The organism is Amycolatopsis sp. CA-161197, assembly GCF_050942255.1.
In the GTDB taxonomy this organism is placed as follows: Bacteria; Actinomycetota; Actinomycetes; order Mycobacteriales; family Pseudonocardiaceae; genus Amycolatopsis.
In genome coordinates this window covers 10062790-10087939 of record NZ_CP192059.1, presented here as the reverse complement: position 1 = coordinate 10087939, position 25150 = coordinate 10062790, and the positions used below count along the sequence as shown (strand labels likewise).

At 70.1% G+C, this 25150-nt stretch carries 28 protein-coding genes; 9 read left to right on the top strand and 19 right to left on the bottom strand.

The features are described 5' to 3' along the window. The first annotated feature begins 5 nt into the window (after nucleotides 1–5). Complete coding sequence (locus ACQPXB_RS47790; RefSeq protein WP_386944371.1) at nucleotides 6–902, top strand: hypothetical protein; 897 nt, start codon at nucleotides 6–8, stop codon at nucleotides 900–902. Here the strand turns inward: ACQPXB_RS47790 and ACQPXB_RS47785 are convergent. The 3 genes from ACQPXB_RS47785 to ACQPXB_RS47775 are packed head-to-tail and all read right to left on the bottom strand — an operon-like array spanning nucleotide 883 to nucleotide 3600. After that, nucleotides 883–1821 carry an asparaginase gene (locus ACQPXB_RS47785; RefSeq protein ID WP_432848676.1) on the bottom strand — a complete coding sequence of 313 codons (939 nt, stop codon included), beginning with the start codon at nucleotides 1819–1821 and terminating at the stop codon, nucleotides 883–885. The two genes, ACQPXB_RS47790 and ACQPXB_RS47785, sit on opposite strands and share 20 nt — an antisense overlap. Next, nucleotides 1818–2384 carry an RsiG family protein gene (locus tag ACQPXB_RS47780; protein ID WP_432848674.1) on the bottom strand — a complete coding sequence of 189 codons (567 nt, stop codon included), beginning with the start codon at nucleotides 2382–2384 and terminating at the stop codon, nucleotides 1818–1820. Before ACQPXB_RS47780 ends, ACQPXB_RS47785 begins: the two co-directional genes overlap by 4 nt. Before the next feature lie 49 nt (nucleotides 2385–2433). After that, nucleotides 2434–3600 carry a YgfZ/GcvT domain-containing protein gene (locus tag ACQPXB_RS47775; protein ID WP_432848672.1) on the bottom strand — a complete coding sequence of 389 codons (1167 nt, stop codon included), beginning with the start codon at nucleotides 3598–3600 and terminating at the stop codon, nucleotides 2434–2436. A 31-nt stretch (nucleotides 3601–3631) separates the two neighbouring features. On the opposite strand from ACQPXB_RS47775, the gene ACQPXB_RS47770 reads away from it, so the two are divergent. Then, a complete protein-coding gene (locus tag ACQPXB_RS47770; protein ID WP_366580487.1) occupies nucleotides 3632–4477 on the top strand; it encodes an aminodeoxychorismate lyase in 846 nt (281 codons plus the stop codon). On the opposite strand, the gene ACQPXB_RS47765 is transcribed toward ACQPXB_RS47770, so the two are convergent. The 10 genes from ACQPXB_RS47765 to ACQPXB_RS47720 all read right to left on the bottom strand — a co-directional run bounded on the left by ACQPXB_RS47765 (nucleotide 4459) and on the right by ACQPXB_RS47720 (nucleotide 10864). Further along, the gene (locus ACQPXB_RS47765) at nucleotides 4459–4902 is read right to left on the bottom strand and encodes a hypothetical protein (RefSeq protein ID WP_366580565.1); all 444 of its coding nucleotides are present in this window, start codon (nucleotides 4900–4902) and stop codon (nucleotides 4459–4461) included. The genes ACQPXB_RS47770 and ACQPXB_RS47765 overlap by 19 nt on opposite strands. A gap of 242 nt (nucleotides 4903–5144) precedes the next feature. Continuing rightward, nucleotides 5145–5993, bottom strand: coding sequence for a biotin-dependent carboxyltransferase family protein (locus tag ACQPXB_RS47760; protein WP_432848670.1), 849 nt, complete (start codon nucleotides 5991–5993; stop codon nucleotides 5145–5147). Beyond that, nucleotides 5993–6601, bottom strand: a complete 609-nt coding sequence (gene pxpB / locus ACQPXB_RS47755) for a 5-oxoprolinase subunit PxpB (protein WP_432848668.1) — start codon at nucleotides 6599–6601, stop codon at nucleotides 5993–5995. The genes ACQPXB_RS47760 and pxpB overlap by 1 nt, the downstream gene beginning before the upstream one ends. 124 nt (nucleotides 6602–6725) lie before the next feature. Next, nucleotides 6726–7340, bottom strand: a complete 615-nt coding sequence (locus ACQPXB_RS47750) for an FABP family protein (protein WP_366580492.1) — start codon at nucleotides 7338–7340, stop codon at nucleotides 6726–6728. 286 nt (nucleotides 7341–7626) lie between these two features. Further along, on the bottom strand, nucleotides 7627–7935 hold the full coding sequence (locus tag ACQPXB_RS47745; protein WP_386944383.1) for a DUF1416 domain-containing protein: 309 nt from the start codon (nucleotides 7933–7935) through the stop codon (nucleotides 7627–7629). After that, nucleotides 7936–8772 carry a sulfurtransferase gene (locus tag ACQPXB_RS47740; RefSeq protein ID WP_366580496.1) on the bottom strand — a complete coding sequence of 279 codons (837 nt, stop codon included), beginning with the start codon at nucleotides 8770–8772 and terminating at the stop codon, nucleotides 7936–7938. Nucleotides 8773–8806: 34 nt separating this feature from the next. Further along, the gene (locus tag ACQPXB_RS47735) at nucleotides 8807–9238 is read right to left on the bottom strand and encodes a DUF4395 domain-containing protein (protein ID WP_360597889.1); all 432 of its coding nucleotides are present in this window, start codon (nucleotides 9236–9238) and stop codon (nucleotides 8807–8809) included. An 81-nt stretch (nucleotides 9239–9319) separates the two neighbouring features. Then, nucleotides 9320–9418, bottom strand: coding sequence for a putative leader peptide (locus tag ACQPXB_RS47730; protein ID WP_366580498.1), 99 nt, complete (start codon nucleotides 9416–9418; stop codon nucleotides 9320–9322). Nucleotides 9419–9510: 92 nt separating this feature from the next. Continuing rightward, complete coding sequence (locus ACQPXB_RS47725; RefSeq protein ID WP_366580500.1) at nucleotides 9511–9957, bottom strand: TlpA family protein disulfide reductase; 447 nt, start codon at nucleotides 9955–9957, stop codon at nucleotides 9511–9513. Nucleotides 9958–9964: 7 nt separating this feature from the next. Then, nucleotides 9965–10864: an LmeA family phospholipid-binding protein gene (locus tag ACQPXB_RS47720; protein ID WP_386944386.1), complete on the bottom strand. Its 900-nt coding sequence runs from the start codon at nucleotides 10862–10864 to the stop codon at nucleotides 9965–9967. A gap of 178 nt (nucleotides 10865–11042) precedes the next feature. On the opposite strand from ACQPXB_RS47720, the gene ACQPXB_RS47715 reads away from it, so the two are divergent. The 6 genes from ACQPXB_RS47715 to pstB all read left to right on the top strand — a co-directional run bounded on the left by ACQPXB_RS47715 (nucleotide 11043) and on the right by pstB (nucleotide 16925). Continuing rightward, on the top strand, nucleotides 11043–11780 hold the full coding sequence (locus ACQPXB_RS47715) for a winged helix-turn-helix transcriptional regulator (RefSeq protein WP_366580503.1): 738 nt from the start codon (nucleotides 11043–11045) through the stop codon (nucleotides 11778–11780). A 63-nt stretch (nucleotides 11781–11843) separates the two neighbouring features. Next, complete coding sequence (gene mshD, locus ACQPXB_RS47710) at nucleotides 11844–12758, top strand: mycothiol synthase (protein WP_432848665.1); 915 nt, start codon at nucleotides 11844–11846, stop codon at nucleotides 12756–12758. A gap of 223 nt (nucleotides 12759–12981) precedes the next feature. Continuing rightward, nucleotides 12982–14112: a phosphate ABC transporter substrate-binding protein PstS gene (gene pstS, locus ACQPXB_RS47705; RefSeq protein ID WP_432848664.1), complete on the top strand. Its 1131-nt coding sequence runs from the start codon at nucleotides 12982–12984 to the stop codon at nucleotides 14110–14112. A gap of 195 nt (nucleotides 14113–14307) precedes the next feature. Then, nucleotides 14308–15228 (top strand): phosphate ABC transporter permease subunit PstC, encoded by a 921-nt coding sequence (pstC, locus tag ACQPXB_RS47700; RefSeq protein ID WP_432848663.1) that lies wholly within the window; start codon nucleotides 14308–14310, stop codon nucleotides 15226–15228. A 2-nt stretch (nucleotides 15229–15230) separates the two neighbouring features. Continuing rightward, a complete protein-coding gene (gene pstA / locus ACQPXB_RS47695; RefSeq protein WP_432848661.1) occupies nucleotides 15231–16145 on the top strand; it encodes a phosphate ABC transporter permease PstA in 915 nt (304 codons plus the stop codon). Between the two features lie 3 nt (nucleotides 16146–16148). Next, the gene (gene pstB / locus ACQPXB_RS47690) at nucleotides 16149–16925 is read left to right on the top strand and encodes a phosphate ABC transporter ATP-binding protein PstB (protein ID WP_364051854.1); all 777 of its coding nucleotides are present in this window, start codon (nucleotides 16149–16151) and stop codon (nucleotides 16923–16925) included. Between the two features lie 72 nt (nucleotides 16926–16997). Here the strand turns inward: pstB and ACQPXB_RS47685 are convergent, their stop codons facing one another. The 6 genes from ACQPXB_RS47685 to ACQPXB_RS47660 form a co-directional block, all read right to left on the bottom strand. Continuing rightward, complete coding sequence (locus ACQPXB_RS47685) at nucleotides 16998–17255, bottom strand: hypothetical protein (protein ID WP_386944396.1); 258 nt, start codon at nucleotides 17253–17255, stop codon at nucleotides 16998–17000. Between the two features lie 131 nt (nucleotides 17256–17386). After that, a complete protein-coding gene (gene phoU / locus ACQPXB_RS47680) occupies nucleotides 17387–18058 on the bottom strand; it encodes a phosphate signaling complex protein PhoU (protein WP_366580510.1) in 672 nt (223 codons plus the stop codon). A gap of 83 nt (nucleotides 18059–18141) precedes the next feature. Then, nucleotides 18142–19764 (bottom strand): LCP family protein, encoded by a 1623-nt coding sequence (locus ACQPXB_RS47675; protein WP_432848658.1) that lies wholly within the window; start codon nucleotides 19762–19764, stop codon nucleotides 18142–18144. A gap of 1972 nt (nucleotides 19765–21736) precedes the next feature. Further along, nucleotides 21737–22411 carry a GGDEF domain-containing protein gene (locus tag ACQPXB_RS47670; protein ID WP_432848657.1) on the bottom strand — a complete coding sequence of 225 codons (675 nt, stop codon included), beginning with the start codon at nucleotides 22409–22411 and terminating at the stop codon, nucleotides 21737–21739. Nucleotides 22412–22519: 108 nt separating this feature from the next. Next, nucleotides 22520–23089 carry an isopentenyl-diphosphate Delta-isomerase gene (gene idi / locus ACQPXB_RS47665; RefSeq protein ID WP_432848655.1) on the bottom strand — a complete coding sequence of 190 codons (570 nt, stop codon included), beginning with the start codon at nucleotides 23087–23089 and terminating at the stop codon, nucleotides 22520–22522. Between the two features lie 490 nt (nucleotides 23090–23579). Further along, the gene (locus ACQPXB_RS47660; protein WP_432848653.1) at nucleotides 23580–24413 is read right to left on the bottom strand and encodes an alpha/beta fold hydrolase; all 834 of its coding nucleotides are present in this window, start codon (nucleotides 24411–24413) and stop codon (nucleotides 23580–23582) included. A gap of 381 nt (nucleotides 24414–24794) precedes the next feature. Between ACQPXB_RS47660 and ACQPXB_RS47655 the strand changes: the two genes are divergently transcribed. After that, entirely contained in the window at nucleotides 24795–25133 is a 339-nt protein-coding gene (locus ACQPXB_RS47655) for a WXG100 family type VII secretion target (protein ID WP_386944404.1), read from the top strand. Nucleotides 25134–25150 lie beyond the last annotated feature (17 nt).

The window sequence follows — 25150 nt, the reverse complement described above, 5'->3', positions numbered from 1 at the left end:
CTCAGGTGCTCCGTCCCTTCGTGGCGTATCTGAGGGTGTACGAACCCCTGCTCGCGCTCGGCGACCCGCCCGACGACCGGCTGCGTGAAGCCGTCGCCGCGGCGAAGCTGCGCCGGGCCGCGATCGGCGAACGCGAGCAGTCCGTGTGGCTCAAGTCACAGGCTGCCGCGCCCGCCCGGTTGCTGCCCGCGGAGCTCGCCGACGGGCGGCCCGCGCCGAGCCTGCTCACCGACGTCCTCGTGCTCGACCCGGCGGAGGTGCCGGCCGGTCACCCCGGCGAAGGCCCGTTTGTGTGCCCGCTCGAACTGCGCGCCCGCGCGGCCGCCGCGCTGGTGACCTTCCTCGGCGACGCGACCCCGGCGTTGAAGAACGCCGTGCTCGACGCCGGCGGCGTCTCGGCCGACCGCGCCCGCTCGCGCACCAAGGCGGCGATGGCCGACCTGACCACGGCCGCCGCCCACACCCTCACCACCACCTGGACCGTGCCGCTGCCGTGGTTCGTCCTCGTCGACCCCGACGAGCGCAAGCTCGTTCTCGGCTCCGGCCAGGACGATCCGGCGCGCGAGCTCTCCTGGCGCACGTCGATGTCCGACGCGCTGACCCGCGCTGCTGAGGCGGGCGAGCTGATCGAGGCCGCGTTCGGCGACTCCGGTCCGGGCCGCGTCCTGTCGCAGACGCAACAGTGGCTGGAGAGCTTCGACCCCGACTCCGTGGTGGAGCTGGACTACGGCGGCCTCGTGCAGCTGTTCGCCGACGCGATCCTCGAGTCCGACACCACGGCCGAGGAGGTCCACGACATCCTCGAAGCCCTGCGCACCGGCAATGTCGAGGAGCTGGCTGAGCTGTTCTCCGAGCTGCGCGAGTTCTGGGGCGACCTCGCGGCTAGGGAGCGCTCCAACTGACCCGCAGCCGGCCCACGGGCCGGCCACCACCGAGCACCGGCGGGTTCGCGAGGACTTCGAGGTCGGAGACGTCCACGCCCAGGTGCGCGAGCACCGCCACGGCCAGCGGCCCGCAGCCGCGCTTCGCGCCGTCGGACATCTTCAGCGCCACCGCCGTGCCGTCGGCCAGCGCGAAGGCCAGCACGCCCTCGGCGCCGATCTTCGACAGCAGCCCCGGCACCCCGCCCATCAGCGCGGTGTCCTCCCGGTCCGTGCCGGCGACCAGCCACGGGTGCGCGCGCATGGCGTCGGCCACGCGCAGCTCGTCCGAACCGGAAGGCGCCTGCACCAACCGGCCGAACGCACGGGCCAGGCCCGTGAGCGAGTAGGCGAACAGCGGCGCGCCGCAGCCGTCGACGCCGGTCGTGGCGATCGGTTCCCCGGTCAGCTCCACCACGGTGTCGGCCAGGGCCTTCTGCAACGGGTGACCGGGCTGCTCGTAACCGTCGGTCGGCCAGCCCGCGGCGACGCACGTGGCGAGCATCCCGGCGTGCTTGCCGGAGCAGTTCATCGTGACGCGCAACGGCTCGGTCGCCGCGTGCATCGTCGGCTCGTGCAGCGGGTACGCGGGCGGGCAGGCCAGCGCCGACTCGTCGAGACCGGCCGCCGCGAGCATCGCCGCGACGCGCTCGACGTGGCCGGGTTCGCCGGAGTGGGAGCCGCAGGCCAGCGCGAGGTCGGCGCTGTCGTAGTCCAGGCCGGAGCGCAGCATGCCGACGCCCTGCAGGGGTTTGGTCGACGACCGCGGGAAGACGGGGCCGGTCACGTCGCCTACGGAGTGGATCACGCTGCCGTCCGGCGCCGTGATCACCAGCGAACCGCGGTGCACACTTTCCACGAGGCCGGACCGCTCGACCTCGACGAGAACCGGTTCCGTCACTCTTCGGTGCGTCCCAGCTCGGAGTCGAGCAGCTCGTCGACGGTCGCGGAGCCGCGCTGGTAGCGGGCGGCGATCTCGGCGTTGAGCGTGTCCATCACGCCCTGCACCTGGCGCCGGAACGTGGACACCGAAGACTCCTCGGTGGCGTACGTGTCGAGCGCGGCAGCGAGTTTGTCGTCGGACAGCGTGCCGACGTCGGTGAGGTCCGTGTCGCCGATCAGCGCCTCGGCGTGGCGGCGGTGCTCGCCGGCGCGCGAGGGTTCGAGCTGCTGGTGGCGCCCGGAACCGGTGGCGGGGCCGAGCGCGTTGTCGGCGAGGATCGTGGCGAGCTGGTCGACGATGCTGTTGACGCCACCGGACGACCGGCGCTGCTGTTCCGCGCGCACGATGTCGATCCGCGCGTGCAGCAGCCGGCGCAGGTACGAGAGGTCGGTCTCCTCCTGCGCGGCCTCGTCACGGCGTTCGCGCAGCACCGGCAGCGGCAGGTCGCCGAGTCCGGTGAGGTATCCCGGGGCGAGGACGCGGTCGATCCGCCGTCGCCCACCGGGACGCACTTCGATCACGGGCACATCCTGCTCTAGATTCCCCGACAATGCTACCGCCGGGTTCAGTTCAGCGCCGCAACCGTTGCGCGGCCTCCCGACCAGGTGCGGCGTGCTCGCCCGGCACGGAGTCGGGGTCCACGATGGCCTGAACGGTGCGGTCAGTGGGGTTTTCAGAGTCGTCCTGTTTGTCGTCTTTCCCCAGGCCGGCGAGCAGTTCCGCGCCCGCCGGCACGGAGCGTTTGACCAAGGCCAGCGCGATCGGGCCGAGCTCGTGGTGCTGCACGACGGTGCCCACGCGGCCCACCACACGTTCGCCGAGGCGCACCGGGTCACCCGTTTCGGGCGTGATCTCGGGTGAACCGTCGAGGTGCAGCAGCGCCAGGTAGCGCGGCGGGCGCCCGACGTTGTGCACCTTCGCGACGGTTTCCTGGCCGCGGTAGCAGCCCTTCGCCACGTGGGCGGCGCTGCCGATCCAGCCGACCTCGTGCGGAATGGTGCGGTCGTCGGTGTCCACGGCGACGCGCGGGTGCCGCGACTCCACGCGCAGCGCGTCGAACGTCCAGCTGCCGGCCGGGCGCGCACCCGCGTCGGTGAGGCGCTGCCACCACGTCGCGAGCTCTTCGCGCGGCACCAGAAGGTCCACACTGGACCGAGACGGCCACGGCATGCGGCGGGCGAAACCACCGCCGGGCAACGCCGACACGGCATACGGCTCGGCGCCGACCTCCACCCCCACGGCCGTGAGCACGCGTTCGGCCTCCGGCCCGAGCACGGTGAGGACGGCGAGTTCCGTTGTGGCGTCGCGGATCTCGACCTTCGACCAGAACTTCATCGCCTCGAGGTATTCACGCAACGTCTGCTTGCCGCCCTTGGGCAGCGCGCTCGTGGCGACGGGGTCCGGGTCGCTGTCGAGCCAGACGGTGCCGTCGAGGTGCGCCAGCACGAAGTGCGTGTCGATGTGGCCCTGACTGTCGAGCACGAGGGCTTCGGTGCCTGATCCCTCGGGTAGCTCCGTCACGTGCTGGGAGATCACGAGGTGCAGCCAGCTCAAGCGTTCTTCGCCTGAAACAGCCAGGACTTCGCGGTGCGAGCGGTCGATCACGACCACACCGCGCGCGGCGGTGCGCTGCTCGGCGAACGGATCGCCCCAGTGCCACGGAACTCCCGCCTCGGGGTGTCCGTCGGGCGCGGCGATCGCGCGGGGGGCTTCGAGCAACGGCGAGCGGTAGGCCATAACCACAAGACTATGTGAGTACGGTGAGGGAATGCGCGTCCTCGCCTTCCTCGACGGAAACCTGGCCGACCCCGACGCCGCCCACCTTCGCGTGGACGACCTCGGTTTGCTGCGCGGAGACGGGGTGTTCGAGACCATCCTCGTGGCTGATAAAAAACCGCGAGAAATGCGTCCGCACCTCGACCGGCTCGCCCGTTCCGCGGCGATGCTGGAGCTGCCGGCGCCCGACCTCGCCGCGTTCGAGACGGCCGCCCGCGCCGTGATCGACAACTGGGCCGGTGGCCGGGAAATCGCGTTGAAACTCGTGTACACGCGGGGTGTCGACGGGGATCCGGCCGGCACGCCGACCGCGTTCGCGATCGGCATGGAGATCGACGAGAAGGTGCGCCGCGCCCGCGCCGAGGGCGTCGCCGCGGTGACGCTGGAGCGCGGCTTCGGACCCGACGTCGCCGAGCGCGCGCCGTGGCTGTTGCTGGGCGCGAAGACTGTCTCGTACGCCGTGAACATGGCCGCCCTGCGCGAGGCCGGGCGTCGTGGTGCGCAGGATGTGATCTTCACCGCTGCCGACGGTTCCGTGCTGGAAGGCCCCACGTCCACGGTCGTGCTGGCGCGCGAACGCACGCTCTACACGCCGCCGTCCACCGTCGGGATCCTGCCGGGCACCACGCAGGCGGCCCTGTTCCGCGGTGCGGAGAAGGCCGGCTGGACGGTGAAGGTGGAGCCGTTCTCGGCCGCCGACCTGGCGACGGCCGACGGGGTGTTCCTCGCGTCGTCGGTCCGGCTCGTCACCCGCGTCCACACGCTGGACGGCAATGCGCTGCCCGACTCGGCGGAGCTGCACCGCGAACTGGTGGCGGCCTACGAAGGCGAGTACTGAGCCGGCGCCGCACTGATCACCACGGCGGACGCGCGTACGCCTTCGGCCTCGTAGGCGGCGATCTTGTGGTGCCCGTCCAGGATCAACGGCCGGGCGCCGGACAGCACGACGGCCACGGGACGGTGGCCGGTCCGGATCGCCGTGCGGTAGTAGGCGACGCGCGCCTCGTCGTCGGGCGGCCAGGTCGCGGTGGGCACGAGCGGCTCGTCGGACTCGAGGCGGGCGGGGCCGTCGACCTGGTAACAGCCGTCGACGAGCAGGGCCAGCAGGTCACGCAGGGTCTCGGCCAGCGGACGCCGCAGCTGGCCCGTGGCCAGCGCGATGCGCAACGACTGCGGCAGCTCCACCCGAGCGCCACCGCTCGGTTCCAGGACCCTGTTCAGTTCCAGGACACCTGTCCCACCCGTGACCGTTACCCGTTCCACGCCCATCAAGACGAGCGGAACCGCACGGAGGTTCCAGGGCGTGCCCGGGCGAGTGCGCCGAGTGACCCGCGTCTCACCGCGGGGCCACGACGGGCGATCGGGCCCGATCGCGACCCCTGCATCCAGTTCCACGATCGGGCACGGGTCATGGGCTGGCTCGGTGAGTTCGTCGCCGACGTGGCAGCCCGCCGAGGCGGCGGCGTCCCGCTGCTCCTCACGGTGAGCCGCTCGGCCTGACCGGGTCAAGACGAGCGGAATCGCACGGAGGTTCCCGGGCGTGCCTGCGCGAGTGCGCCGAGGGAACCGCGTCTCACGACGGCGGCCACCGGGTAGCCGCCGGTCGTGGGGTGGTCCGCGAGGAAGACGACGGGCCGGCCGCTCGGCGGGACCTGGATCGCGCCGGTCAGGAGGCCTTCGCTGGGCAGCTCGGCGGTGTTCGCGCGGTGCAGCGGCGGGCCGTCGAGGCGCAGGCCGACACGGTTGGACTCGGGCGTCACGGTCCACCAGGCGCCGAGGCCTTCGGCGAGGTCGGTGAACCAGTCGTCGCGTGGGCCGAGGACCACGGGCACCACGAGCCGTTCGGGTGTCGCGGGGGCGACCACGACGTCGGCTCCCGCCGGCACTCCGGTGACCGGGCCGAGCGGCAGCGAGACGCCGTCTTCCAGCGGTTCCGGCCCGATGCCCGAGAGGACGTCGCGCGAACGGCTGCCCAGTATCGGCTCGACGGCGATCCCGCCCGAAACCGCCAGGTAGCTGCGCAAACCGGCCGTCGGGCGGCCGAGCGCAAGCGTTTGCCCCTCCCGTAGCGAGACGGCCGAGTGGGAACCGACGGGCCGGTCGTCCACCTGAACCGGCACGAGGGGTCCCGTCACGGCGACGGTGCACGGCGCCGTCGCCCGCACGGTCAGTCCACCCAGCAACGCCTCGATCCCGGCGGCGTCCTCGGGGTTGCCGACCAGGCGGTTGCCCAGGCGCAGGGCGTCGGCGTCGAGCGCGCCGGACGGCGGCACGCCGAGGTGCGCGTAACCGGGCCGGCCGAGGTCCTGCACCAGCGCGAGCGGTCCCGTGTGGACGATCTCCAGCGCGCGCATCACACGCTCCGGAAGCGCACGCGGTCGCCGGGCGCGAACAGCGCGGGCCGCGCGGCGGTGGGGTCGAACAGAGTCGCGTCGGTGTGCCCGAGCAGCCGCCAGCCGCCGGGGGACTCGCGCGGGTAGACGCCGGTGAACTCCCCGCCGATGCCCACGGACCCGGCGGGGACCTTCGTGCGCGGGGACTCGAGCCGGGGCTGCTGCAACGCGTCCGGCAGTCCGGTCAGGTAGCCGAACCCGGGCGCGAAGCCGGTGAACGCCACGGTGTACTCGGCTTCGGTGTGCAGCTTGACGACGTCGCCCTCCGACACCCCGGCCTCGCGCGCCACGAGTGCCAGGTCTTCGCCGTCGTAGTGAACATCCAGCGTGACCTCGCGCGGCGACCCAGCGGGAGCGTGCGTGAGGTCGGCGGCGTCGAGCAGGTCCCGCACTGCCTTGAGGACGGACGACCCGGGCTCGGCCACCACGAGCAGGCTGCGCGCCCCGGGCACGAGCTCCGCGATCCCGTCGATCCCGGCGGCCTCGACCGTGGCGCGGGCGGCCGTCATCTGGGCGAGCGAGTCGCAGTCGAGCAGGGCGGCGTGCTCGCCGCAGGGCCGCCAGAGCATGGACAGAGCCTACTGTCCCGATCGTTGCCAATCCGGCCACAGACACGGCCGAATGGCTTCGTAGCAACGGTTACGTGCCGCGTGGGCGTCGGCCTGCTGTTGGCCGGATTGGTAAGGGCCCTGCTCAGCCGACGACGCGGTGCAGCAGCGCCGACGCGTGCGGCTGCATCTCCTGGCCCATCATGGCGCGCTCCTCGACGTAGCCGAGGCTGCCTTCGATGAGTCCGTAGAGCCGCTGCGCCGCGGTGACGTCCTTGGCCGTGGCCGTGCGGATCACCGCGTCGGTGCCGAGCTCCCACGACGTCTGGTTGCGCGGCTTGCCGTAGTAGAGCTCCACGATGCCGGAGCTGTGCGTGAGCAGCAGCTCGATCGTGTCGTCCTCCTGCGGCCGCCAGAACCCGCTCTCGCGGGCGGCGGGGCGGATGACGTTGCCCTCGTCGTCGAGCAGCCACGCGCGCGCCTCGTGCGTGAGGAACGGGCGGCCGTCGTGCGCGATGGTGAGCTGCTGCGCGAACTTGACCGGGCCGTCGATGGTCGGGTAGTCGACCTCGCCCTCACCGCGCCAGACACCGACCATCGGCAGCAGCGCGAGGCACGCGTCGTTCAGGTTCGGGCCCTCGCGCAGGTTGGCCGTGTCGTTGGGGATCGGCAGGTCGTCCCACAACGGCAGGTTGCGCGTGCGCGTGCTCGCCGCACGCTCCTCCGCGGCCGCGATGGCTTCGTCGCCACTGGCGGTCATGGCGCTCAGCGCTGGTCGGCGTACAGCCGGTAGACGACGTAACAGGCGAACCACACGACGGCGACTGCCGCCAGGGCCAGCAGGATCGTAAACAGGGTCTCCACAGCGAGGAGAATAGTCGGCCCGGCGCCTTCAGTCTCCGTGCAGGGTCGTCGCGGTGAGCACAGTCACGAAGAGCGGCAGGTTGACGAAGAAAATCACCGGCCGGCCGAACCCGGCGCGTCCTGACTGAAGACATGCGAAAGGCCCCCGGGGCAAACCCCAGGGGCCCTTCACAAAGCGCGCGTCAGCCGACCGAGATCGCCAGCTGGTGCAGGCCCGGGCCTTCCGCGGTGACGGAGGCCTCGCCGTTGCCCGTGCGGTGCAGGGCGCGCACCGTCCACGAGCCCGGGGCCGCGTAGAAGCGGAAGTCGCCCTCCGGGGAGGCGACCACCTCACCGGTGAAGTCGCCGCCGCCGTCGAGGAGGCGGACGAAGGCGCCACCCAGGGGTCCGTCGGCACCGATCACCTTGCCGGCCAGGACGACCTGGCCATTGGTGTCGAAGTCAGCGGGCGTGGCCACCTGGACCGGGGCGCCGCAACCGTCGTCAGCCATTCACTTCGCTCCCAACTCGACGGGCACGCCGACCAGCGAGCCGTATTCCGTCCACGAACCGTCGTAGTTCTTCACGTCCGAGTAGCCGAGCAGCTCGTGCAGCGCGAACCACGCGATGGACGAACGCTCACCGATGCGGCAGTACGCGATGGTCGCCTTGGACTCGTCGATGCCGGCCTCGGAGTAGAGGTCCTTGATCTCGTCCTCGGTCTTGAAGGTGCCGTCCTCGTTGGCGACCTTGGCCCACGGCACGTTCAGCGCGCCCGGGATGTGGCCCGGCACCTGCGACTGCTCCTGCGGCAGGTGCGCCGGGGCGAGCAGCTTGCCGGAGAACTCGTCCGGCGACCGCACGTCGACGAAGTTCTTCTCGCCGATGGCCTGCACGACCTCGTCGCGGAACGCGCGCAGCGACAGGTCCTGCTCCTTGGCCTTGTACGTGGTCGGCTCGCGCTTCACGTCGTCGGCGTTGAGCTCACGGCCGTCGAGCTCCCACTTCTTGCGGCCGCCGTCGAGCAGCTGCAGGTTCTCGTGGCCGTAGAGCTTGAAGTACCAGTACGCGTAGGCGGCGAACCAGTTGTTGTTGCCGCCGTAGAGGACCACGCGGTCGTCGTTCGAGATGCCCTTCTCCGACAGCAGCTTCTCGAAATCGGCCTTGTTCACGAAGTCACGGCGCACGCCGTCCTGCAGGTCGTTGCGCCAGTCGAGCTTCACCGCACCGCGGATGTGCCCGGCGTCGTAGGCGGTCGTGTCCTCGTCGACCTCGACGAACACCACACCGGGCGTGTCCAGGTTGTCCTCGGCCCACTGGGTGGTGACCAGGGCGTCTTCACGGCTCATGGAAGCGAACATCTCCTTCTGGGGTTTGGCAGTGCTAGGAAGCCCGCGCGGGGCTGAAGCGCTTGAGCAGCAGGTACATCTCGCAGCCGAGGCAGAAGTTGAACGCGCCGTTGAGGAACGCGGCGAACAGCGCGAACGCCGTCGCGACGATGCCGAGCGGGGTCACGCCGGCGACGAAGCCGATCGTGCCCACGAGCGCGAACACGAAGCCCACGGCCTGCGCGAACCGCAGCGGCGCCGCGTCCTCGCGCTCGGTCGGCGGGCCGAGCCGCGGCGCGACGAGCGCGCGGTAGAGCACCGAGTACGGCGCCGGCTTCAGACCGATGAACGCGCCGATCGCGAACACCACGGTCTGCAGGGCCAGCAGCGGCCACCACTGCGTCACGAGCACCACAGCGAGCACGATCGTGGTGATGATCGCGGCGAACCGCGGGCCACGCGGGTCGACAGCCGGTCCGGCGGGCATGGATCCTCCTGCTGAGGGCGAGGCGAGGGGCGTGCGAAAGGCACACGGCGACGGGTGGAGCGAACCGGCGCGAGACGTCGTTCAGCGTCGGCGCGAGGCGCGCGGACACAAGCTGCTGCGCACGCGGCACAGGTCCACCGCGCGGCGCTGCGTCAGGAGGGTGATGGGCAGCTCGTCCACGCCGCCGAGGGTACCCAGTGCTCCAACACACTGGGAACCGCGTTCATACCTTGGGACGAGTCCCGGAGTCTGGGAAACAGCCGGTGACGGCTTCAGCTGACGTCCGCTTCGGCCAGGTGCGGACGCAGGGCTTCCAGCAGCTCCGGGCCCTTCGGCACGCCGCCCACGCGCAGCAGCTCGCGGCCGTCGGCCGTCAGGGCGAGCGTGGTGGGGGTGCGCAGCACGGACAGGGCGTGGGCGACCTCGGGCTGCTCGGTCACGTCGAGGTCGACGTGGTGCAGCCCCTCGGTCTTGTCGGCCAGCGACGACAGGATGGCGCGCGTGTGCCGGCACGGCGCGCAGAACGTCGTCGAGATCTGCACGAGCGTGACGGCCGCGGCCGGGTCGAGCGCTTCGGCGACCGGAGCGGGCAGCTGGGCGAGGTCGCGGGCCGCGGCGGCCGGTTTGGCCGCGCGCACCCGGCCGTTGCGCGCCTTGAGCAGCACGCCGGCCACGACCGCGACCACCAGCGTGGCCAGCAGGACCCAGACTCCGGTCACCGGGCACTCACCCCTTCGACGTCGACAGATCCGAGAAGTTCACGTTGGTCGCCTCGCCCTTGATCGTCACGGAACCGCTGTCCACGCGCACCGCGGTCGGGGTGACCGAAAGCGGCAGCGTGCTCGTGTCGATCGTGGCGCGGAAGTTCGGCAGGAGAGCCTTCTGCACTGAGTCGGGAACGACGGTGGTCTCGTGGTCATTCCCGAACTGCAGCCGGTGGGGGGTGATCGTGATCGTCTTGCCCTTGAGCTCGATCAGCGCGAAGCAGAAGATCTCCACCTTCTGACCGGCCACCTGCACGTCGCCCGACAGGCGTATGCCGGCGGTGTTGCCGTCCTGCGGCTCGCCCGCCGCGTTGGTGGGCGTCGGGTCCGGCTCCTGGCCCTGGTCCGTGTCGCCGTACTTGACGTAGGCCTCGGTGCTCTGGTCGATGCGCAGGTTCTGGATCTTGTCCAGCGGCGAGATGCGCGCGATGTCCGAAGCCTTGATCGTCACGGCGCCGGTGAGCTTGCCGATCTTCACGTTCTTCGTGTTGCCCGCGGTGAGGTCGGACAACGGCGCTGTTACGTCTTCGAGTTCCGCGCTCACGCCCAGATCACGGAGTTCACCGCCGACGGGCACGCCGTCGGCCGACACGGTGATGTGACTGTAGTCACCCGAGAGCGCCTGCGTGAGGAACGGGAAACCGTGGATGTCGACCGACGGGTCGTCGGTCAGGCCGAGCTGGTCGCGGGCCTTCTGGGAGATCGTGTGCTCGGCGAACGCGGCGGCCCCGAAATCGGCTCCGACCAGCAGGATCACGATGACCCCGAGCACGATCACCCAGCGGCGGACGCGCCGTCCGCGACGCCGGTTGTCCGGCCGAGGAGCCGGTCGGTCGTCCCGCGTCACGGGCCTGCTCACCATCGCTTCGGTTCTCCTGTTCGTCGGGGGCCGGGGCGTCTTCCGGGGTCGCGCCGGGTGTGATCGATCCAGCACGAGCTAGGTGACGTGTTGTTCACCCGGTATTCTCACTCAGCACCGACCAAGGCCCACGTTCGAGGCCGTGCGCCAGGCCCTGACTTTGTGAAGGCGGTGTGGCTCCATGAGCCTGGACCTTCTGGTACTTACCGCGGAAGCCGACCCCACCTCTGTGCTTCCCGCGCTCGATCTGCTGCCCCACACCGTACGCGTCCGCGAGCCCGAGGTGACGGCCCTGCTCGACGCCGGGCACCGCGACGTCATCCTGCTCGACGCGCGCAGCGACCTCGCCTCGGCGAAGAGCCTGTGCCGCCTGCTCAAGGGCGCCGGCGACGACGAGGCGAGCACGCCCGTGATCGCCGTGGTCGGCGAGGGCGGCCTGGTCGCCGTGAGCTCCGAGTGGCGCACCGACGACATCCTGCTGCCGACTGCCGGCCCGGCCGAGGTCGACGCGCGCCTGCGGCTCGTGACGACCCGCGACGGCGTCTCCGGCCAGGTCGAGGCCGAACTGCGCGTGGGCGACCTCGTGATCGACGAGGCCACCTACACCGCGCGCCTGCGCAAGCGCACGCTCGAGCTCACGTACAAGGAGTTCGAGCTCCTGAAGTACCTCGCGCAGCACGCCGGGCGCGTCTTCACCCGCGCGCAGCTGCTGCAGGAGGTCTGGGGCTACGACTTCTTCGGCGGCACGCGCACGGTCGACGTCCACGTGCGGCGCCTGCGCGCCAAGCTGGGCCCGGAGCACGAGCAGATGATCGGCACGGTCCGCAACGTCGGCTACAAGTTCGAGCGCCCGGCGAAGTCCGGTGCCAAGCAGTCGGCGCCGGCCATCGAGTCCGCGCCCGAGTACACCAGCCACTGACGCGGGTCCGATTCCCCCAACGAGCCCCTTCACGCGACGCCGCGCGTGGGTAATGTCGGCTTCGTGGCGGAAACAGAGCTGACGGGCTGGACGGCCGAACTCGAGGCGGGCGCGGCGGAAGCCGTGCGTGAGGTGCTGCTCGCGGCGAAGGCCGCCGACGGGCGGCCCGAGGTCGACGCGACCGGTCCGTTGCCGCGGGAGTTCGGGGGCGGGCTGCACCTGCTCGCGCGCCTAGACGGCAAGCCCGCCGGCTACGCGCACCTCGACACCGAGGGCGACTCGTACGGCCGCCAAGTTGCGGAGGTCGTGGTGCATCCCGACTACCGCCGCCGCGGTGTCGGCACCGCGCTGGCCCGCGAGCTCGACGCGAAGGCGGCCGAGGGCGCCCGCGTCTGGGCCCACGGGGACAGCGCCGCGGCCGCCGCTCTGGCGAAGGACTTCGGCCTGGGCCGGCAGCGCGAGCTGCTGATCCTGCACGTCGAGGTCGAAGGCGCCGATTGGCCGGAACCTGTGCTGCGCGAAGGACTGCGGCTGCGCACCTTCGTGCCGGGGCAGGACGAGGAGGCCATGATCGCCGTCAACGCGCGCGCGTTCGACTGGCACCCGGAGCAGGGCGCGTTCAGCGTCGACGAGCTGCGCGCCGAGGAACGGCAGTCGTGGTTCGACCCGGCCGGCTTCTTCCTGGCGGAGAACGAGAAGGGGGAAGTCGTCGGCTTCCACTGGACCAAGGTGCACGAGCCCGTGCCCGGCCGGTTCGGCGGTGAGCCGGTCGGGGAGGTCTACGTCGTGGGTGTCGATCCGGGCACGCAGGGTGGCGGCCTCGGCAAGGCATTGACGCTCGCGGGCCTTAGGTACTTGCGCGAGAAGGGACTACGGCAAGTAATCCTTTACGTGGAAGGCGACAACGCACCGGCACTGGCGGTCTATTCGAAACTGGGGTTCACGCGTTTCGAAACCGACGTCCAGTACGGTCGGTAGTCACCATCGACCGCGTGCGCGGCCCGTGTCACTTTCTGCGTACATGCAGGTCACGGCAGGGACACGACACCCTTTCGGCGTAGTCACCCTGCTCACATACGGTGCCTTGTTCACTTTGCGTTCATGTGAGCAAGGGGGACCGTCCACCGGGGCTGCCTAATGTCCGGATCGGCGCGCTGAGATGCGTGCCGATCCGGCGAAGTCTCCGAGTGGAGGAAATGCAGTGAAGATCATGCGGCCCCTTGGTGCCGTGGGCATCGTGGCGAGCGCCGCCCTGGTGCTCGCCGCCTGTGGTAGCGACCCTGCGGCGAGCAACAGCAGCAACTCCAGCTCGGCCGCCGCCCCCGCCGCCACCGGCACCGCGCAGGTCGACTGCGGTGGCAAGAGCCCGCTGTCCGGTGAGGGCTCGACGGCGCAGAACAACGCCATCGACGTCTTCAAGCTCGCCTACGGCAAGCAGTGCAGTGGCCAGCAGGTCAACTACACCGCCAGCGGTTCGGGCGCGGGTGTCAAGCAGTTCAACGGCAACCAGGTCGACTTCGGCGGCACGGACTCCCCGGCCACCAAGACCGATCTCGACGCCGCCAACAAGCGCTGCGGTGCCCCGGCGTGGAACATCCCGCTGGTCGTCGGCCCGGTGGCCGTCGGTTACCACCTGCAGGGCGTCGACAAGCTGACCCTCACGCCGTCCGTGATCGCGAAGATCTTCACCGGCGCGATCAAGAACTGGAACGACCCGGCCATCAAGGCCGTCAAGGGCAACGAGAGCGTCACGTTCCCGGACAAGGCGATCCAGGTCGTCTCCCGCTCGGACGAGTCGGGCACCACCGACAACTTCCAGAAGTACCTCGGTGCCGCGGCCCCGGCCGACTGGACCAAGGGCGCGGGCAAGAAGTTCGTCGGCGGCGTCGGCAACGGTGCCTCCGGCTCGAACGGCGTCGCCACCACGGTCAAGGGTGCCGACGGCTCGATCACGTACGTGGAGGGCGCGTTCGCCAAGGACGGCGTCACCCCGGCCCTGATCGACAGCGGCTCCGGCGGCGTCGAGCTGTCCGCCCAGAACGTCGCGAAGTCGCTCGACGCCGCGACCTTCCTGACCCCGGGCTCCAACGACCTCGCGCTCGACCTGAACAAGATCTACGCGAGCAACACCCCGGGTGCCTACCCGCTGCTGCTCACGACCTACGAGCTCGTGTGCTCGAAGTACTCGAACCCGGACGTCTCGAAGGCCCTCAAGGCGTTCCTGACCGTTTCGGCCACGACCGGCCAGCAGCAGCTGTCGGCCAAGGGCTACGTGCCGATCCCGCAGAGCCTGCAGGACAAGGTCCTGACGGCCATCAAGGCGATTTCCTGACCTATCCTCGACAGGTCTGAGTTAGAAAACGCAGGACAGAACCAGTCGATGAGCGAGTCATCCTCGACGCGAACGCCCACCGGCACCCCCGGTGGGCGTTCGTCGTCCGCCCGAGCGTTCCCGGAGGATCCGATTTCGGACACAACATCCGCGCCGGCGCCCGAAAGGCCACCCGCGCAGGAGAAGCCGAAGAAGGTGCGGGCCGGTGACCGCATCTTCCAGAACCTGACCACCGGGGCCGGCATCTTCATCGTCGCGCTGATCGGCCTGATCGGGATCTTCCTGATCATCCAGGCCATCCCGGCGCTGAAGGTCGACAAGGTCAACTTCCTGTTCAACCACGGGTGGGCGACCAACGACCCGACGAACATGGCGTTCGGCATCGCCGACCTCGCCGAGGTCACCGTGGCGACCTCGCTGGTGGCCCTGATCATCGCCATGCCGGTTTCGCTCGGCATCGCCCTGTTCCTCACGCAGTACGCGCCGAAGCGGCTCGCGCGCGGGTTCGCCTACGTCATCGACCTGCTGGCCGCCGTGCCGTCGATCATCTTCGGCCTCTGGGGCATCATCGTGTTCGCCCCGGCGATCGAGCCGTTCTCGCTGTGGGTGAACTCCACGTTCTCGTGGTTCCCGCTCTTCGCGCCGGGCAACGTGCAGCCGAACGTGCGCGGCACGATTTTCACGGCCGGCATCGTGCTGGCGGTGATGATCCTGCCGATCATCACGTCGCTCTCGCGCGAGGTCTTCGAGCGCACGCCGACCCCGCACATCGAAGGCGCGCTGGCGCTGGGGGCCACCCGCTGGGAGGTCATCCGCACCACGGTGCTGCCGTTCGGCAAGGCCGGCTACATCGGCGCGTCCATGCTGGGCCTCGGCCGCGCGCTCGGTGAGACGATCGCGCTCGCGGTCATCCTGCTCATCCCGCAGGGCCGCAACTTCGACTGGAGCCTCTTCGACGGTGGTGCGACGTTCGCGTCGAAGATCGCCGCGAACTACAGCGAGTTCAACAACGCCACCTCCGCCGGCGCGTACATCGCGGCGGGCCTGGTGCTGTTCGTGCTGACCTTCTTGGTGAACTTCGCCGCCCGGTCCATCATCAGCAAGAAGGGGGACTGAGCATGTCCACGACGCTCGAACGTCCCGCGACGACCCCCGCGTTCCAGCAGGTCAGCCTGGCCCGCAAGGCCAAGAACGGCTTCGCCACCGTGCTCGTGTGGCTGGCGTTCCTGATCGCCGTGGTGCCGCTGGTGTGGGTGCTCTACACCGTGATCGTCAACGGCATCAAGCGGATCCCGTTCTCGAACTGGTGGACCGAGGACTTCGGCTCCGTGCTCAGCGACGAGGTCGGCGGTGGTGTCCTGCACGCCATCATCGGCACGTTGGAGCAGGGCCTGATCTGCGCGATCATCGCGGTGCCGATCGGCCTGCTGGTCTCGATCTACCTGGTGGAGTACGGCCGCGGCAAGCTCGCGAAGGCCACCACGTTCATGGTCGACATCCTCTCCGGTGTCCCGTCGATCGTGGCCGCACTGTTCATCTACGCGCTGTGGATCACCACGCTCGGCCTGCCGCGCAGTGGTTTTGCCGTGTCGCTGGCGCTGGTGCTGCTCATGATCCCGGTGGTCGTCCGCTCGTCGGAGGAGATGCTGCGGATCGTGCCGGACGACCTGCGCGAGGCGTCCTACGCGCTGGGCGTGCCGAAGTGGAAGACGATCATGAAGATCGTGCTGCCGACGGCGCTGTCCGGCATCATCGGCGGCATCATGATGGCGCTCGCCCGCGTGATGGGCGAGACAGCGCCGCTGCTGGTCCTCGTGGGCTACTCGGCCTACGTGAACTGGAACCCCTTCGACGGCGAGCAGGCCGCACTGCCGCTGGTGATGAACAACGAGCGCGTGACGAACTCGCTCGACCCCGGGAGCGTCGGCTTCGACCGCATCTGGGGCGCGGCGTTGACGCTGGTCATCATCATCGCGATCCTGAACTTGCTCGCCACCCTGCTCTCCCGGCTCCTCGCCCCGAAGAAGAAGTGAGTCATGGCCAAGCGAATCGACGTCAAGGACGTAGACATCTACTACGGCAAGTTCCACGCCGTGGACAGCGTCACGCTGAACGTGCCGCCGCGCAACGTCACCGCGTTCATCGGGCCGTCGGGCTGCGGTAAGTCGACCGTGCTGCGCACGCTCAACCGGATGCACGAGGTGATCCCGGGTGCGCGGGTCGAGGGTGAGGTGCTGCTCGACGGCGAGGACATCTACGCCTCCGCCGTGGACCCGGTGCAGGTGCGCCGCACGATCGGCATGGTGTTCCAGCGTCCCAACCCGTTCCCCACGATGTCCATCAAGGACAACGTGGTGGCCGGGCTTCGCCTGGGCGGCACCAAGAACCGCAAGCAGCTCGACGAGATCGCCGAGCGCGCGCTGCGGGGTGCCAACCTGTGGAACGAGGTCAAGGACCGGCTCAACAAGCCGGGTGGTGGCCTCTCCGGTGGTCAGCAGCAGCGGCTCTGCATCGCGCGGGCCATCGCGGTGCAGCCGGACGTGCTCCTGATGGACGAGCCGTGCTCCGCGCTCGACCCGATCTCGACCCTCGCCATCGAGGACCTGATCGGTGAGCTCAAGAAGGAGTACACGATCGTCATCGTCACGCACAACATGCAGCAGGCGGCGCGGGTTTCCGACCAGACGGCGTTCTTCAACCTCGCCGGCGTCGGCCAGCCCGGCCGGCTGATCGAGCTGAACGACACGGAGAAGATCTTCTCCAACCCGGACGAGAAGGCGACCGAGGACTACATCTCGGGCCGGTTCGGCTGATCGTTCTCTTTGGTCCGCGGTAAAACCGGCCCCTCCGTCCGATGTGGACGGAGGGGCCGGTTCGTTGTTCGCTCAGCAGTCGCGCGAGACGGCTTGCCGGGCCGCGGTGACGGCGGCGTTGTCGGCGGCGATGACCGCCGCGTTGGCACCGACGGCCTTGGCCGCGTCGAGTGCCTTCTGCGCGTTGACGAGCCGCGCCTTGTCCAGTGCGCACGTCGAGCTCGCCGAGGCGGGGGCCGGCAGAGCGGCTGCCGCCTCGGCGGCCGGGACGGCGAAGAAACCGGCCGCGACCAGTCCGAGGGTGGCCGCGACCAAACGCTTGGTGATCATTGTTCTCCTTCGCAGTTCCGCGTAACCCGCGGAATCCGGTGTCAGCGAGGAGAAACTAACGTCGGCTCAAGATCGAAGTGGACGGTCGAGCCGCGTTCTGATCGAAGAGCCTTTGTGGACTGACCGCGTGGTCAGACGTTGAGGTCCTCGTCGGAGTCGTAGCCCGGCATGCGGCCGGTGACCACGAAGATCATGCGCTTGGCAACCGAGACCGCGTGGTCGGCGTAGCGCTCGTAGAAGCGGCCGAGCAGCGTGACGTCGACGGCCGCGGCGACGCCGTAGGGCCAGTCGCGGTCCATCAGCACGGTGAACAGGTGACGGTGGATGTCGTCGACCTGGTCGTCCTCGGTCTCGAGGTCCTTGGCGGCGTTGACGTCCTTGGACTTGATGACCTGCTCGGCCTGGCGGGCGAGCTTCACCGCGGCGCGGCCCATCTCGGTGAAGTACGGCTTGACCGACTCCGGCAGCACCGCCTCGGGGTGGCGACGCCGCGCGGCCTTGGCGACGTGCAGGGCGAGGTCGCCCATGCGCTCGAGGCTCTCGGCGGCGTGGATGGCGGCGAGCACGGTGCGCAGGTCCGTGGCGACGGGCGCCTGGAGGGCGAGCAGCGCGTAGGCCTGCTCCTCGCACTCGGCGCGCGCGTCGTCGACCTTCGCGTCGTCGCTGATCACCTGCTCCGCGAGGCCCAGGTCGACCTCCAGCAGTGCCTTGGTGGCCAGCTCCATGGCTTCGGCGACCTGAGCCGACATGGCGGCCAGGTTCTCGGCGAGCTGTTCGAGTTCGACATGGTAAGCCTCACGCATGGAGACACCCTACGACGCGCGTTGTCCGAATACCGCATCGCCGGGTGAACCGCACGTGAATCCGGCCTAACGAATCCCGTGGGTCAGCCTTCGGTGCCCTTGCTGTCGATCTTGCCCGAGTTGCCCGCGTTGGCCGCGGTGGTGGTCTTTTCGCCGGGCAGCGGGGTGTTGTCGCGCAGGGCGTCGAACAGTGAGTCCGTTCTGGACTGCACGAGGACCTCGTTGCCGCGCTTGTTGGCGGTGCCGGTGGTGGGCACGGTCATGAAGTTGATCTTGGACGGGTCCACGCCGCGCATCGACTGGGCGAGCGTCATCATCTGCTGCACACCGAGGTTGTCGCCGAAGGTGGCCTTCGCGAACGCCGTGATGAAGCCGGACAGCTTGGCCGGGTCGAGGACGACGTCGGACGACATGACCTTCTTCAGCAACGCCCCGATGAACGCCTGCTGCCGCTTGATGCGGCCGTAGTCGGACGTCGGATCACCCTTCACGTGGCGGGCGCGCACGTAGTTGAGGGCCTGGTCGCCGGAGATCGTGACGTCGCCGGTTTCGAGGAGGACCTTGCCGAGCACCTCGTCGTCGATGGGCTTCTCGTTGTTGATGGTGACGCCGTGGACCGCGTCGACCATGTCCTTGAAGCCGTTGAAGTCGATGCCCACGAAGTGGTTGATGCGCAGGCCGGTGATCTTCTGGATCACCTTGGTGACGCACTGCGGGCCACCCACGGCGTACGCGGTGTTGAGCTTCGCGATGCTCTGGCCCGACACGACCTCGTCGGTGGTGGCGGACTTCGAGGGGTCCCAGCGGTTGCAGTCGGGCCGGTTGATCTCGAGGTCGCGCGGGAACGAGACCACGACCACGCGCTTCCGGTCGGCCGGCACGTGGGCGACCATCACGGTGTCCGAGCGGGCGCCGGGGTTGCTCTCGGCGGTACCGACGCCTTCTTCCGCGGAGGCGCCGTCGCGGCTGTCGGAGCCGACCATGAGGAAGTTCTCGTCGTTGGCCTGGGCGTCGGCGTTGCGGATGTCGGAGGAGTTCTCGTCGAGCGCCGAGACCTGCGTGAACTTGGCGTCGAACCAGTTCACCGCGCCCCAGGCCACACCGGTGCCCAGGAAGACCAGCACCGCCAGCACGATGAGCACGATCCGCCCGATCCGGACGGTCCGCTCGCTGTGGCGCTGCTTCTTCTCCTGCAGCCGGGTCTGCGGGGCGCGCTCTTCGGGGTTCTCGTCGTCGGCGTCGGCCGGGACCGCCTTCTGGATCCCCGTGGGTGCCACCACGCGCTGCAGGGCCGTGCGCGTCTGCTCGAACAACGCGACGGGCCGCGCGGTCAGCCGCGCCATCCGCTCGCGCCGCTTGTCCTCCTCCGCCAGCATCTCGTCGTGGGCGGCCGAGAAGCGCGCGAGGGTGTGGTCGATCTTCCGGCGGTACTGCGTCGCCTCGTCGATCGCCTCCATCTCGTCCGTCATGGTCAACGGATCGAGCTCCGACCGCGGGGGCACCCCGGCGGGCCGCGCCGGCGTCCGACGCTGGCGCGGCGGCAGTTTGCCGTCGACGGGCGGGGTGAGCTGGGTGCGCTCCCCGACGGGGGAGGTGAGCTGGGTGCGCTCGGCTCCCGGGGCGGCTTCGCTGTTGTGGTCGGCTTCCGCGCCGGGGTCGTTCTCGTCGAAGCCGTCGGCCGCGAGGCCTTGGTCCGCGCCAGGCACGCCGGACCTGCCAGGCACGCCGGTCTTGCCATTGACGGCGCCGTTCGGCCCGGGCCGGCCATTCGCGCCGGCCTGGGGCCGCCGCTTGCCATTCGTCCCGGCAGCACCGTTGGCTCCCGGCACGCCGTGCGGCCCGGAGGTGCCATTCGGTCCCGGCTTGCCATTCGCTCCGGCAAGACCATCAGGTCCCGGCATCCCGCCCGGGCCTGGCACGCCGTTCGGTCCCGGCTTGCCGTTGGAGCCAGTCTTGCCATGGGGTCCGGCACCGCCATTGAGCCTGGACGCGCCGTTGGTCCCCGGCATGCCATTGCCGGCGGCGTTGCCATTCGGCCCGGCCTTGCCGTCAGGGCCGGCAACGCCGTTCGCGCCCGGCATGCCGCTGCCATTCGGCCCCGGCTTGCCATTCGCACGGGCAGGACCGCCGGGGCCTGGCATGCCGTTGGCGGGAGGCATGCCATTCGGGCCTGCCTTGCCACTGGGCCCGGCAGCTGCCGGCAAGCCATGGGGGCCGGACGTGCCATTCGGCGCGGACTTGCCACGGGGTCCGGCAGGCCCAACTGCGCCTGGCACGCCGTTTGCGCCGGTCATGCCATTCGCGTCGCCTCGCGGCGCCGGCTTGCCGTTGGGACCCGGCTTGCCGTTCGGGACGGCAGGGCCGCCGGGGCGTGGCATGCCGGTGGCGGGAGGCATGCCGTTCGGGCCCGGGGTGCCCTTCGGGGTGGCAACGCTGCCTGTGCCGGGCATGCCGTTCGGGGCGGGGCGTTGGCCGTTGGGGCGGGCGGGGCGTTCGGCCGGGGGTAGTGGGGCGGCGCCGGTCGGGCCGGGGGTGCGGCCGCGGGGGCGGCCGGTGGGGGGTTCGGGTGGCGCGGATGTGCCGTGGCGGCCGGGGGGTTCGGCGGCCGGGAGGTCGGAGAAGTCGGGGCCGTGGTCGGGCACGGCGTGGCTGCCGCCGGCGGCCGGTGGCTCGGGGGCGCGGCGGCGGCCGGTGGGGAGGGGCTGCGAGGTCGTCGGCCGGCGCGGCGACGGCGGTTCCGGGGCGGCCCGGCGGGGTCCGCGCGCGACGGACGGCTCGGGCGTATCCGCGGCGTGCGAGGCCCGGCCCGGGGAATCCGCGCGTGGCACAGGGCCGCCCGCCGAAGGTGCGGCGGGCGGATCGTCGTCGGGTCGGGCGCGGCGGCCGCGCGGTGGCGGCTGCTCGGCGCGGCGCGAGCGGGAAGAGGTCGAGTCAGCGAGGTGTGAAGTGCCGGGGCCGCCCAGGCGGGAGCTGCCGTTCGACTCCGCCAGGTGTGAGCTGCCATCGAACCCGGAATCGTCGGCGTGGCGCGAACCGGGCGCTGCTGAGCTGCCGCGGCCGTTGAGCCGGGAGCTGCCGTTGGGCTGCGCGAGGTGTGAGCTGCCGTTGGACTCGGCCAGGTGTGAGCTGCCGCCTGGCTCGGGGTCATCGGCGCGGCGCGAGCCCGAGCGGGAGCCGGGCGCGGGAGAGTAGCCGCCCAAGCGGGAGCTGCCGTTCGACTCCGCCAGGTGTGAGCTGCCGTTCGCGCGCCCGCCGGGTTCGGCGCGGCGGGAGCCCGGGTCGGAGTCTTCGGTGTCGAAGGTCGGGCGTTCGCCGGTGTGGCGGGCCACGACGTCGGAGACGCTGATGCCGCCCTGGGTTTCCATGGAGCGGCGGCGGCCGGCGCGCGTGCGGGGGGTGCCGTTGTCCGAGTGGCGACCGGTGCCGGGGAGGGGGCGATCGTCGGGCACTCGGACTCCTTTCGCACTTCGGGCGCTTACGAACCGGCGGCGGGGCCTTTCGTTCCGGCTCTCCCAGGGCACGTCGTTCCTCGGGAGGTTTTCGTTATCGTACGGATACCCGCCGTTCGTGACGACACCCTCCCGCGAATTTCTTCACCATGAGTCGACCCAAGACGGCCCGAAGCGGACGAACAGGTGAAGATTGGAGTAGGCAAAAGGGAGTAGGCCCGCGTTTACGTTACTCAGAGTGGGTAATGACGCGTATCGTTTCGCGGTCGTGATAGGCGACTTTGTTGCGCCCCGCGCGTTTCGCCGCATAGAGGAGGTTGTCCGCGCGCAGGAGCTGCCGCTGGGCGGACACCGGGCCGGCGGGAGCGTGCGCCAAGCCCGCGCTGATGGTGACATTCAAGCCGGGCTGAAGTTCTGACCAGGGGTGACGGGCGACGCGCGTGCGGGCGGCCTCGACGATCCGCACGGCCTTCGGCGCGTCGACGCCCGGCAGCACGAGCGCGAACTCCTCACCGCCGTAGCGGGCGCAGAACCCGTCGGGCGGCAGCTCTTCCTGCAGCAGGTCGGCGACGCGGCACAGCACACGATCGCCGAGGAGGTGACCGTACGTGTCGTTCACGCGCTTGAACCGGTCGAGGTCGATCAGCGCGACGGCCAGCCCGCGCGCGGCCGGCAGCCCGGGCAGCCGCTGGTCGAGGTAACGGCGGTTGTAGCTCGACGTCAGCGGGTCCCGGAGGCTGCCGGCCCGCGCGATGTCCAGCGCGGACCGCAGGTGCTCGTAGGCCCGGCGCCAGTCGCCCTGCTTGGCGAACATGCCGGCGATCGACTCGTGCAGGCTCAGCAGATCGGGAGCGGGTGTACCCGCCGTCCGCTCGTCCTCGGCCGCCACACCCACCTCCGCCACCTCATGGTTGTCGTCTTAAAGGAGCGGGGTCTTGAGGCATCGGTACGCGCGAAAGCGAATATCGCTCAAGTGGACGACGAGGGCCCGGCTTTGTCACGCACCGAAGTTCTACCCACCCAGCGACGAAAACGGCGTCTTGCCCTTGAGCTGCGCGTACTGGTCTTTGGCCCAGTAACTCACGTTTACCTCAGTTCCTTCGAGCAACTGTGCGTAATCAGGCCATGAGACCCACCGCCAGCCACCGACTTCGTCGGGGTTGGGCTCGGGGTCACCATCGACCCACGCGACGAACACCGGGCAGAACTCGTTCTCCACGATCCCCTGGAACGGCGGCGTCCGGTACCGGTACTTCGGCAGCACGCACTCCAGGTCCTGCAGCTCCGGCAGCCCGATCTCGTACGCCGCGCGCCGGCGCACGGCGTCGGGGAGCGACTCGCCCGGCGCGGGGTGCCCGCAGACGCTGTTGGTCCACACCCCCGGCCACACCTTCTTGTCCAGCGCTCGTTGCGTGATCAGCAACGCCTGGTCGCTGCGGCGCAGCACGTAACACGAGAACGCGAGGTGCAGCCGCGTCTCGCCGTGGTGGCTCGCGAGCTTCGGTCCGGTCTCTCCCGTCGGCACGCCGTCCTCCGTGACGAAGACGACGCGCTCGGACTCGGATTCGGTGATGGTGTCCACGTGACCACTGAACACCAGAGCTCCACGGACGAGGTACCGCAAGGCGGGTGGCCGTGTGGTTCATCCCGGTTCGGGTGGCGGGGCGGCACGGTGCGTGACGGCCGCGCCCCCGCGTGACCGGCTCGGGTGAACGGTTGAGTCCGAAGTGGACAAAACGCCGAGCGGCCCGGTCGGCCGACACGATCCGTCACGACCGAGACCCGAGCCCCGCCGTCCGGCCCGGCTCGGGTGAACCATCGAGCCGGTCCTTGACGCCCGGTTGCCAACCGCCCGGAAACCCGGCGACGACGGGAAATCCCCACCCCGGAGCGAAAACCGGCTCCCCGAACCGCCCGCGGCGAACCACACCGGACAGCACGGTCCGTGACACCCGCCGGCCCACAGGTCGCCGCGTGCCCGCCTCGGGTGAACGATCTTGTCCACCGGTCCGAATTGGACGGATGTCAGTAATAATTCCCGTGTGCCAACGAAACCCGGGCCGGCTCCTTCGTCAGTGGCTGCCGAGGTGCGCCACGATGAGGGAGGTGAGGGCCTCGGGGGCTTCTTCGGCGACCCAGTGGGACACGTCCTCGAGCATCTCGAACCGGTACGGCCCGGTGACCCAGTTGCCGGTGTCGAACGCCGCCGTGGAGCCGAAAGCGACGTCCTCGGTCGACCACACGTAGAGCGTCGGCACCTCGATCTTGCCGATCTTCCCGCCCGGACGGCCGCCGCGATACCAGTTCAGCGCCGCCGTGAGCGCGCCCGGTTCCTCGAGGCGCCGCACGTACTCGTCGATCCGGCTCGGCGGGATGCGGCGCTCGAAGATGTCGCGCAACGCGCGGGCGCCCTCGGCGAGCATCTTCCGCTCCGTGGCCGGGGTCGAGCGCCACTCCGTCATGTACGCCGAGCGCAGGTGCTGGTCCTCGTCGGTCTTCATCGCCGCCGCGAGAGCTGCCGGGTGCGGAGTGGACACCACCGCGAGGCTGCGCAGCCGGCCGGGGTGAGCGTCCGCGGTCCACCACGCGACGGCCCCGCCCCAGTCGTGCCCCACGAGGTCGAACTTCGGCCACCCCAGCGCATCCGCCATTGCCACGGCGTCGTCCACCAGGGTAGAAATACCGTACTCCGCCGGTTGTTCCGGTCGAACGTCCGGCGAGTACCCCCGCTGGTCGGGTGCCACGGCGCGGTAGCCGAGCACGCCGAGGGTCGCCACCTGGTGTTCCCACTCCACGGCGGCCTCGGGGAAACCGTGGAGCAGCAGCACGGGGCGGCCGTCCTCCGGTCCGGAGGCGATCGCGTCGAAAGAGCCTGCTTCGGTCGGGATGGTGAGCTGGTCGATCACGGCTCGCACTCTACGGGGGCACACCGACACTTTCCGGCGATGGCCTCTCATGCAGACCTGGGCGGAAAAAGGGGCAAGGAGCGGACCGATCAGGTCAGCCGCACCCGGGCCTTGCTGGGCCATGTCCTGTTTGTCCAGTCGTGAACGCCGTTGCCCCCGCGTCCGCGACGTGGTGTCCATAAGGGAACAACAGAGCGCGTGGCACCGCGCACTCACTTACCGTTACCTCGCCGGCTCCGGTCAGCCTTCTCGAACCTCGGAAGTGTGAAGCGGCGTCACGGCATTTGCGATGAACCGTCCTCACGACGACGTCGTGTTGGCGGAGAGCAGCTTCGACTACATGTCGACAAACGAAGAACAACCCAACCAGAGGAGAAGAGCATGGCTTCGCAGGACGGCGCCAAGGTCGATACCGGGATCATGCGTCAGGGTGCGAGCACGATCACCAGCACCGGTGACGGGATCACGAGCGTCGGGGGCCAGGTGGACTCGACCATGCAGGAACTGCTCGGCACCTGGCGGGCGGACTCCGCCACGATCTTCCACCAGGCCATGGGCGAGTTCGACAACACGGTGAAGAAGATCGTGCAGCGCCTCACCACCCTTTCCGAGCACGTCACCCAGGGTGCGGCGGACTACGACCGCGGCGACGAGGACAACACCGCCACGGCCCGCGCGCAGGCGGCTGCCATCGGCGGCGGCGGCCTCAACGGCTTCTGATCTGCTCGAAACCAACC

What these genes read in the sequence shown, in the direction of transcription:
- ACQPXB_RS47740 (WP_366580496.1), bottom strand. Translation starts at nt 8,772, where the DNA reads ATGAGCCGTGAAGACGCCCTGGTCACCACCCAGTGGGCCGAGGACAAC.
- ACQPXB_RS47775 (WP_432848672.1), bottom strand. Translation starts at nt 3,600, where the DNA reads ATGGCCTACCGCTCGCCGTTGCTCGAAGCCCCCCGCGCGATCGCCGCG.
- pxpB (WP_432848668.1), bottom strand. Translation starts at nt 6,601, where the DNA reads ATGCTCTGGCGGCCCTGCGGCGAGCACGCCGCCCTGCTCGACTGCGAC.
- ACQPXB_RS47720 (WP_386944386.1), bottom strand. Translation starts at nt 10,864, where the DNA reads ATGGTGAGCAGGCCCGTGACGCGGGACGACCGACCGGCTCCTCGGCCG.
- ACQPXB_RS47750 (WP_366580492.1), bottom strand. Translation starts at nt 7,340, where the DNA reads ATGACCGCCAGTGGCGACGAAGCCATCGCGGCCGCGGAGGAGCGTGCG.
- ACQPXB_RS47685 (WP_386944396.1), bottom strand. Translation starts at nt 17,255, where the DNA reads ATGATCACCAAGCGTTTGGTCGCGGCCACCCTCGGACTGGTCGCGGCC.
- ACQPXB_RS47735 (WP_360597889.1), bottom strand. Translation starts at nt 9,238, where the DNA reads ATGCCCGCCGGACCGGCTGTCGACCCGCGTGGCCCGCGGTTCGCCGCG.
- pstB (WP_364051854.1), top strand. Translation starts at nt 16,149, where the DNA reads ATGGCCAAGCGAATCGACGTCAAGGACGTAGACATCTACTACGGCAAG.
- ACQPXB_RS47655 (WP_386944404.1), top strand. Translation starts at nt 24,795, where the DNA reads ATGGCTTCGCAGGACGGCGCCAAGGTCGATACCGGGATCATGCGTCAG.
- phoU (WP_366580510.1), bottom strand. Translation starts at nt 18,058, where the DNA reads ATGCGTGAGGCTTACCATGTCGAACTCGAACAGCTCGCCGAGAACCTG.
- ACQPXB_RS47745 (WP_386944383.1), bottom strand. Translation starts at nt 7,935, where the DNA reads ATGGCTGACGACGGTTGCGGCGCCCCGGTCCAGGTGGCCACGCCCGCT.
- ACQPXB_RS47760 (WP_432848670.1), bottom strand. Translation starts at nt 5,993, where the DNA reads ATGCGCGCGCTGGAGATCGTCCACACGGGACCGCTCGCGCTGGTGCAG.
- ACQPXB_RS47770 (WP_366580487.1), top strand. Translation starts at nt 3,632, where the DNA reads ATGCGCGTCCTCGCCTTCCTCGACGGAAACCTGGCCGACCCCGACGCC.
- ACQPXB_RS47715 (WP_366580503.1), top strand. Translation starts at nt 11,043, where the DNA reads ATGAGCCTGGACCTTCTGGTACTTACCGCGGAAGCCGACCCCACCTCT.
- pstA (WP_432848661.1), top strand. Translation starts at nt 15,231, where the DNA reads ATGTCCACGACGCTCGAACGTCCCGCGACGACCCCCGCGTTCCAGCAG.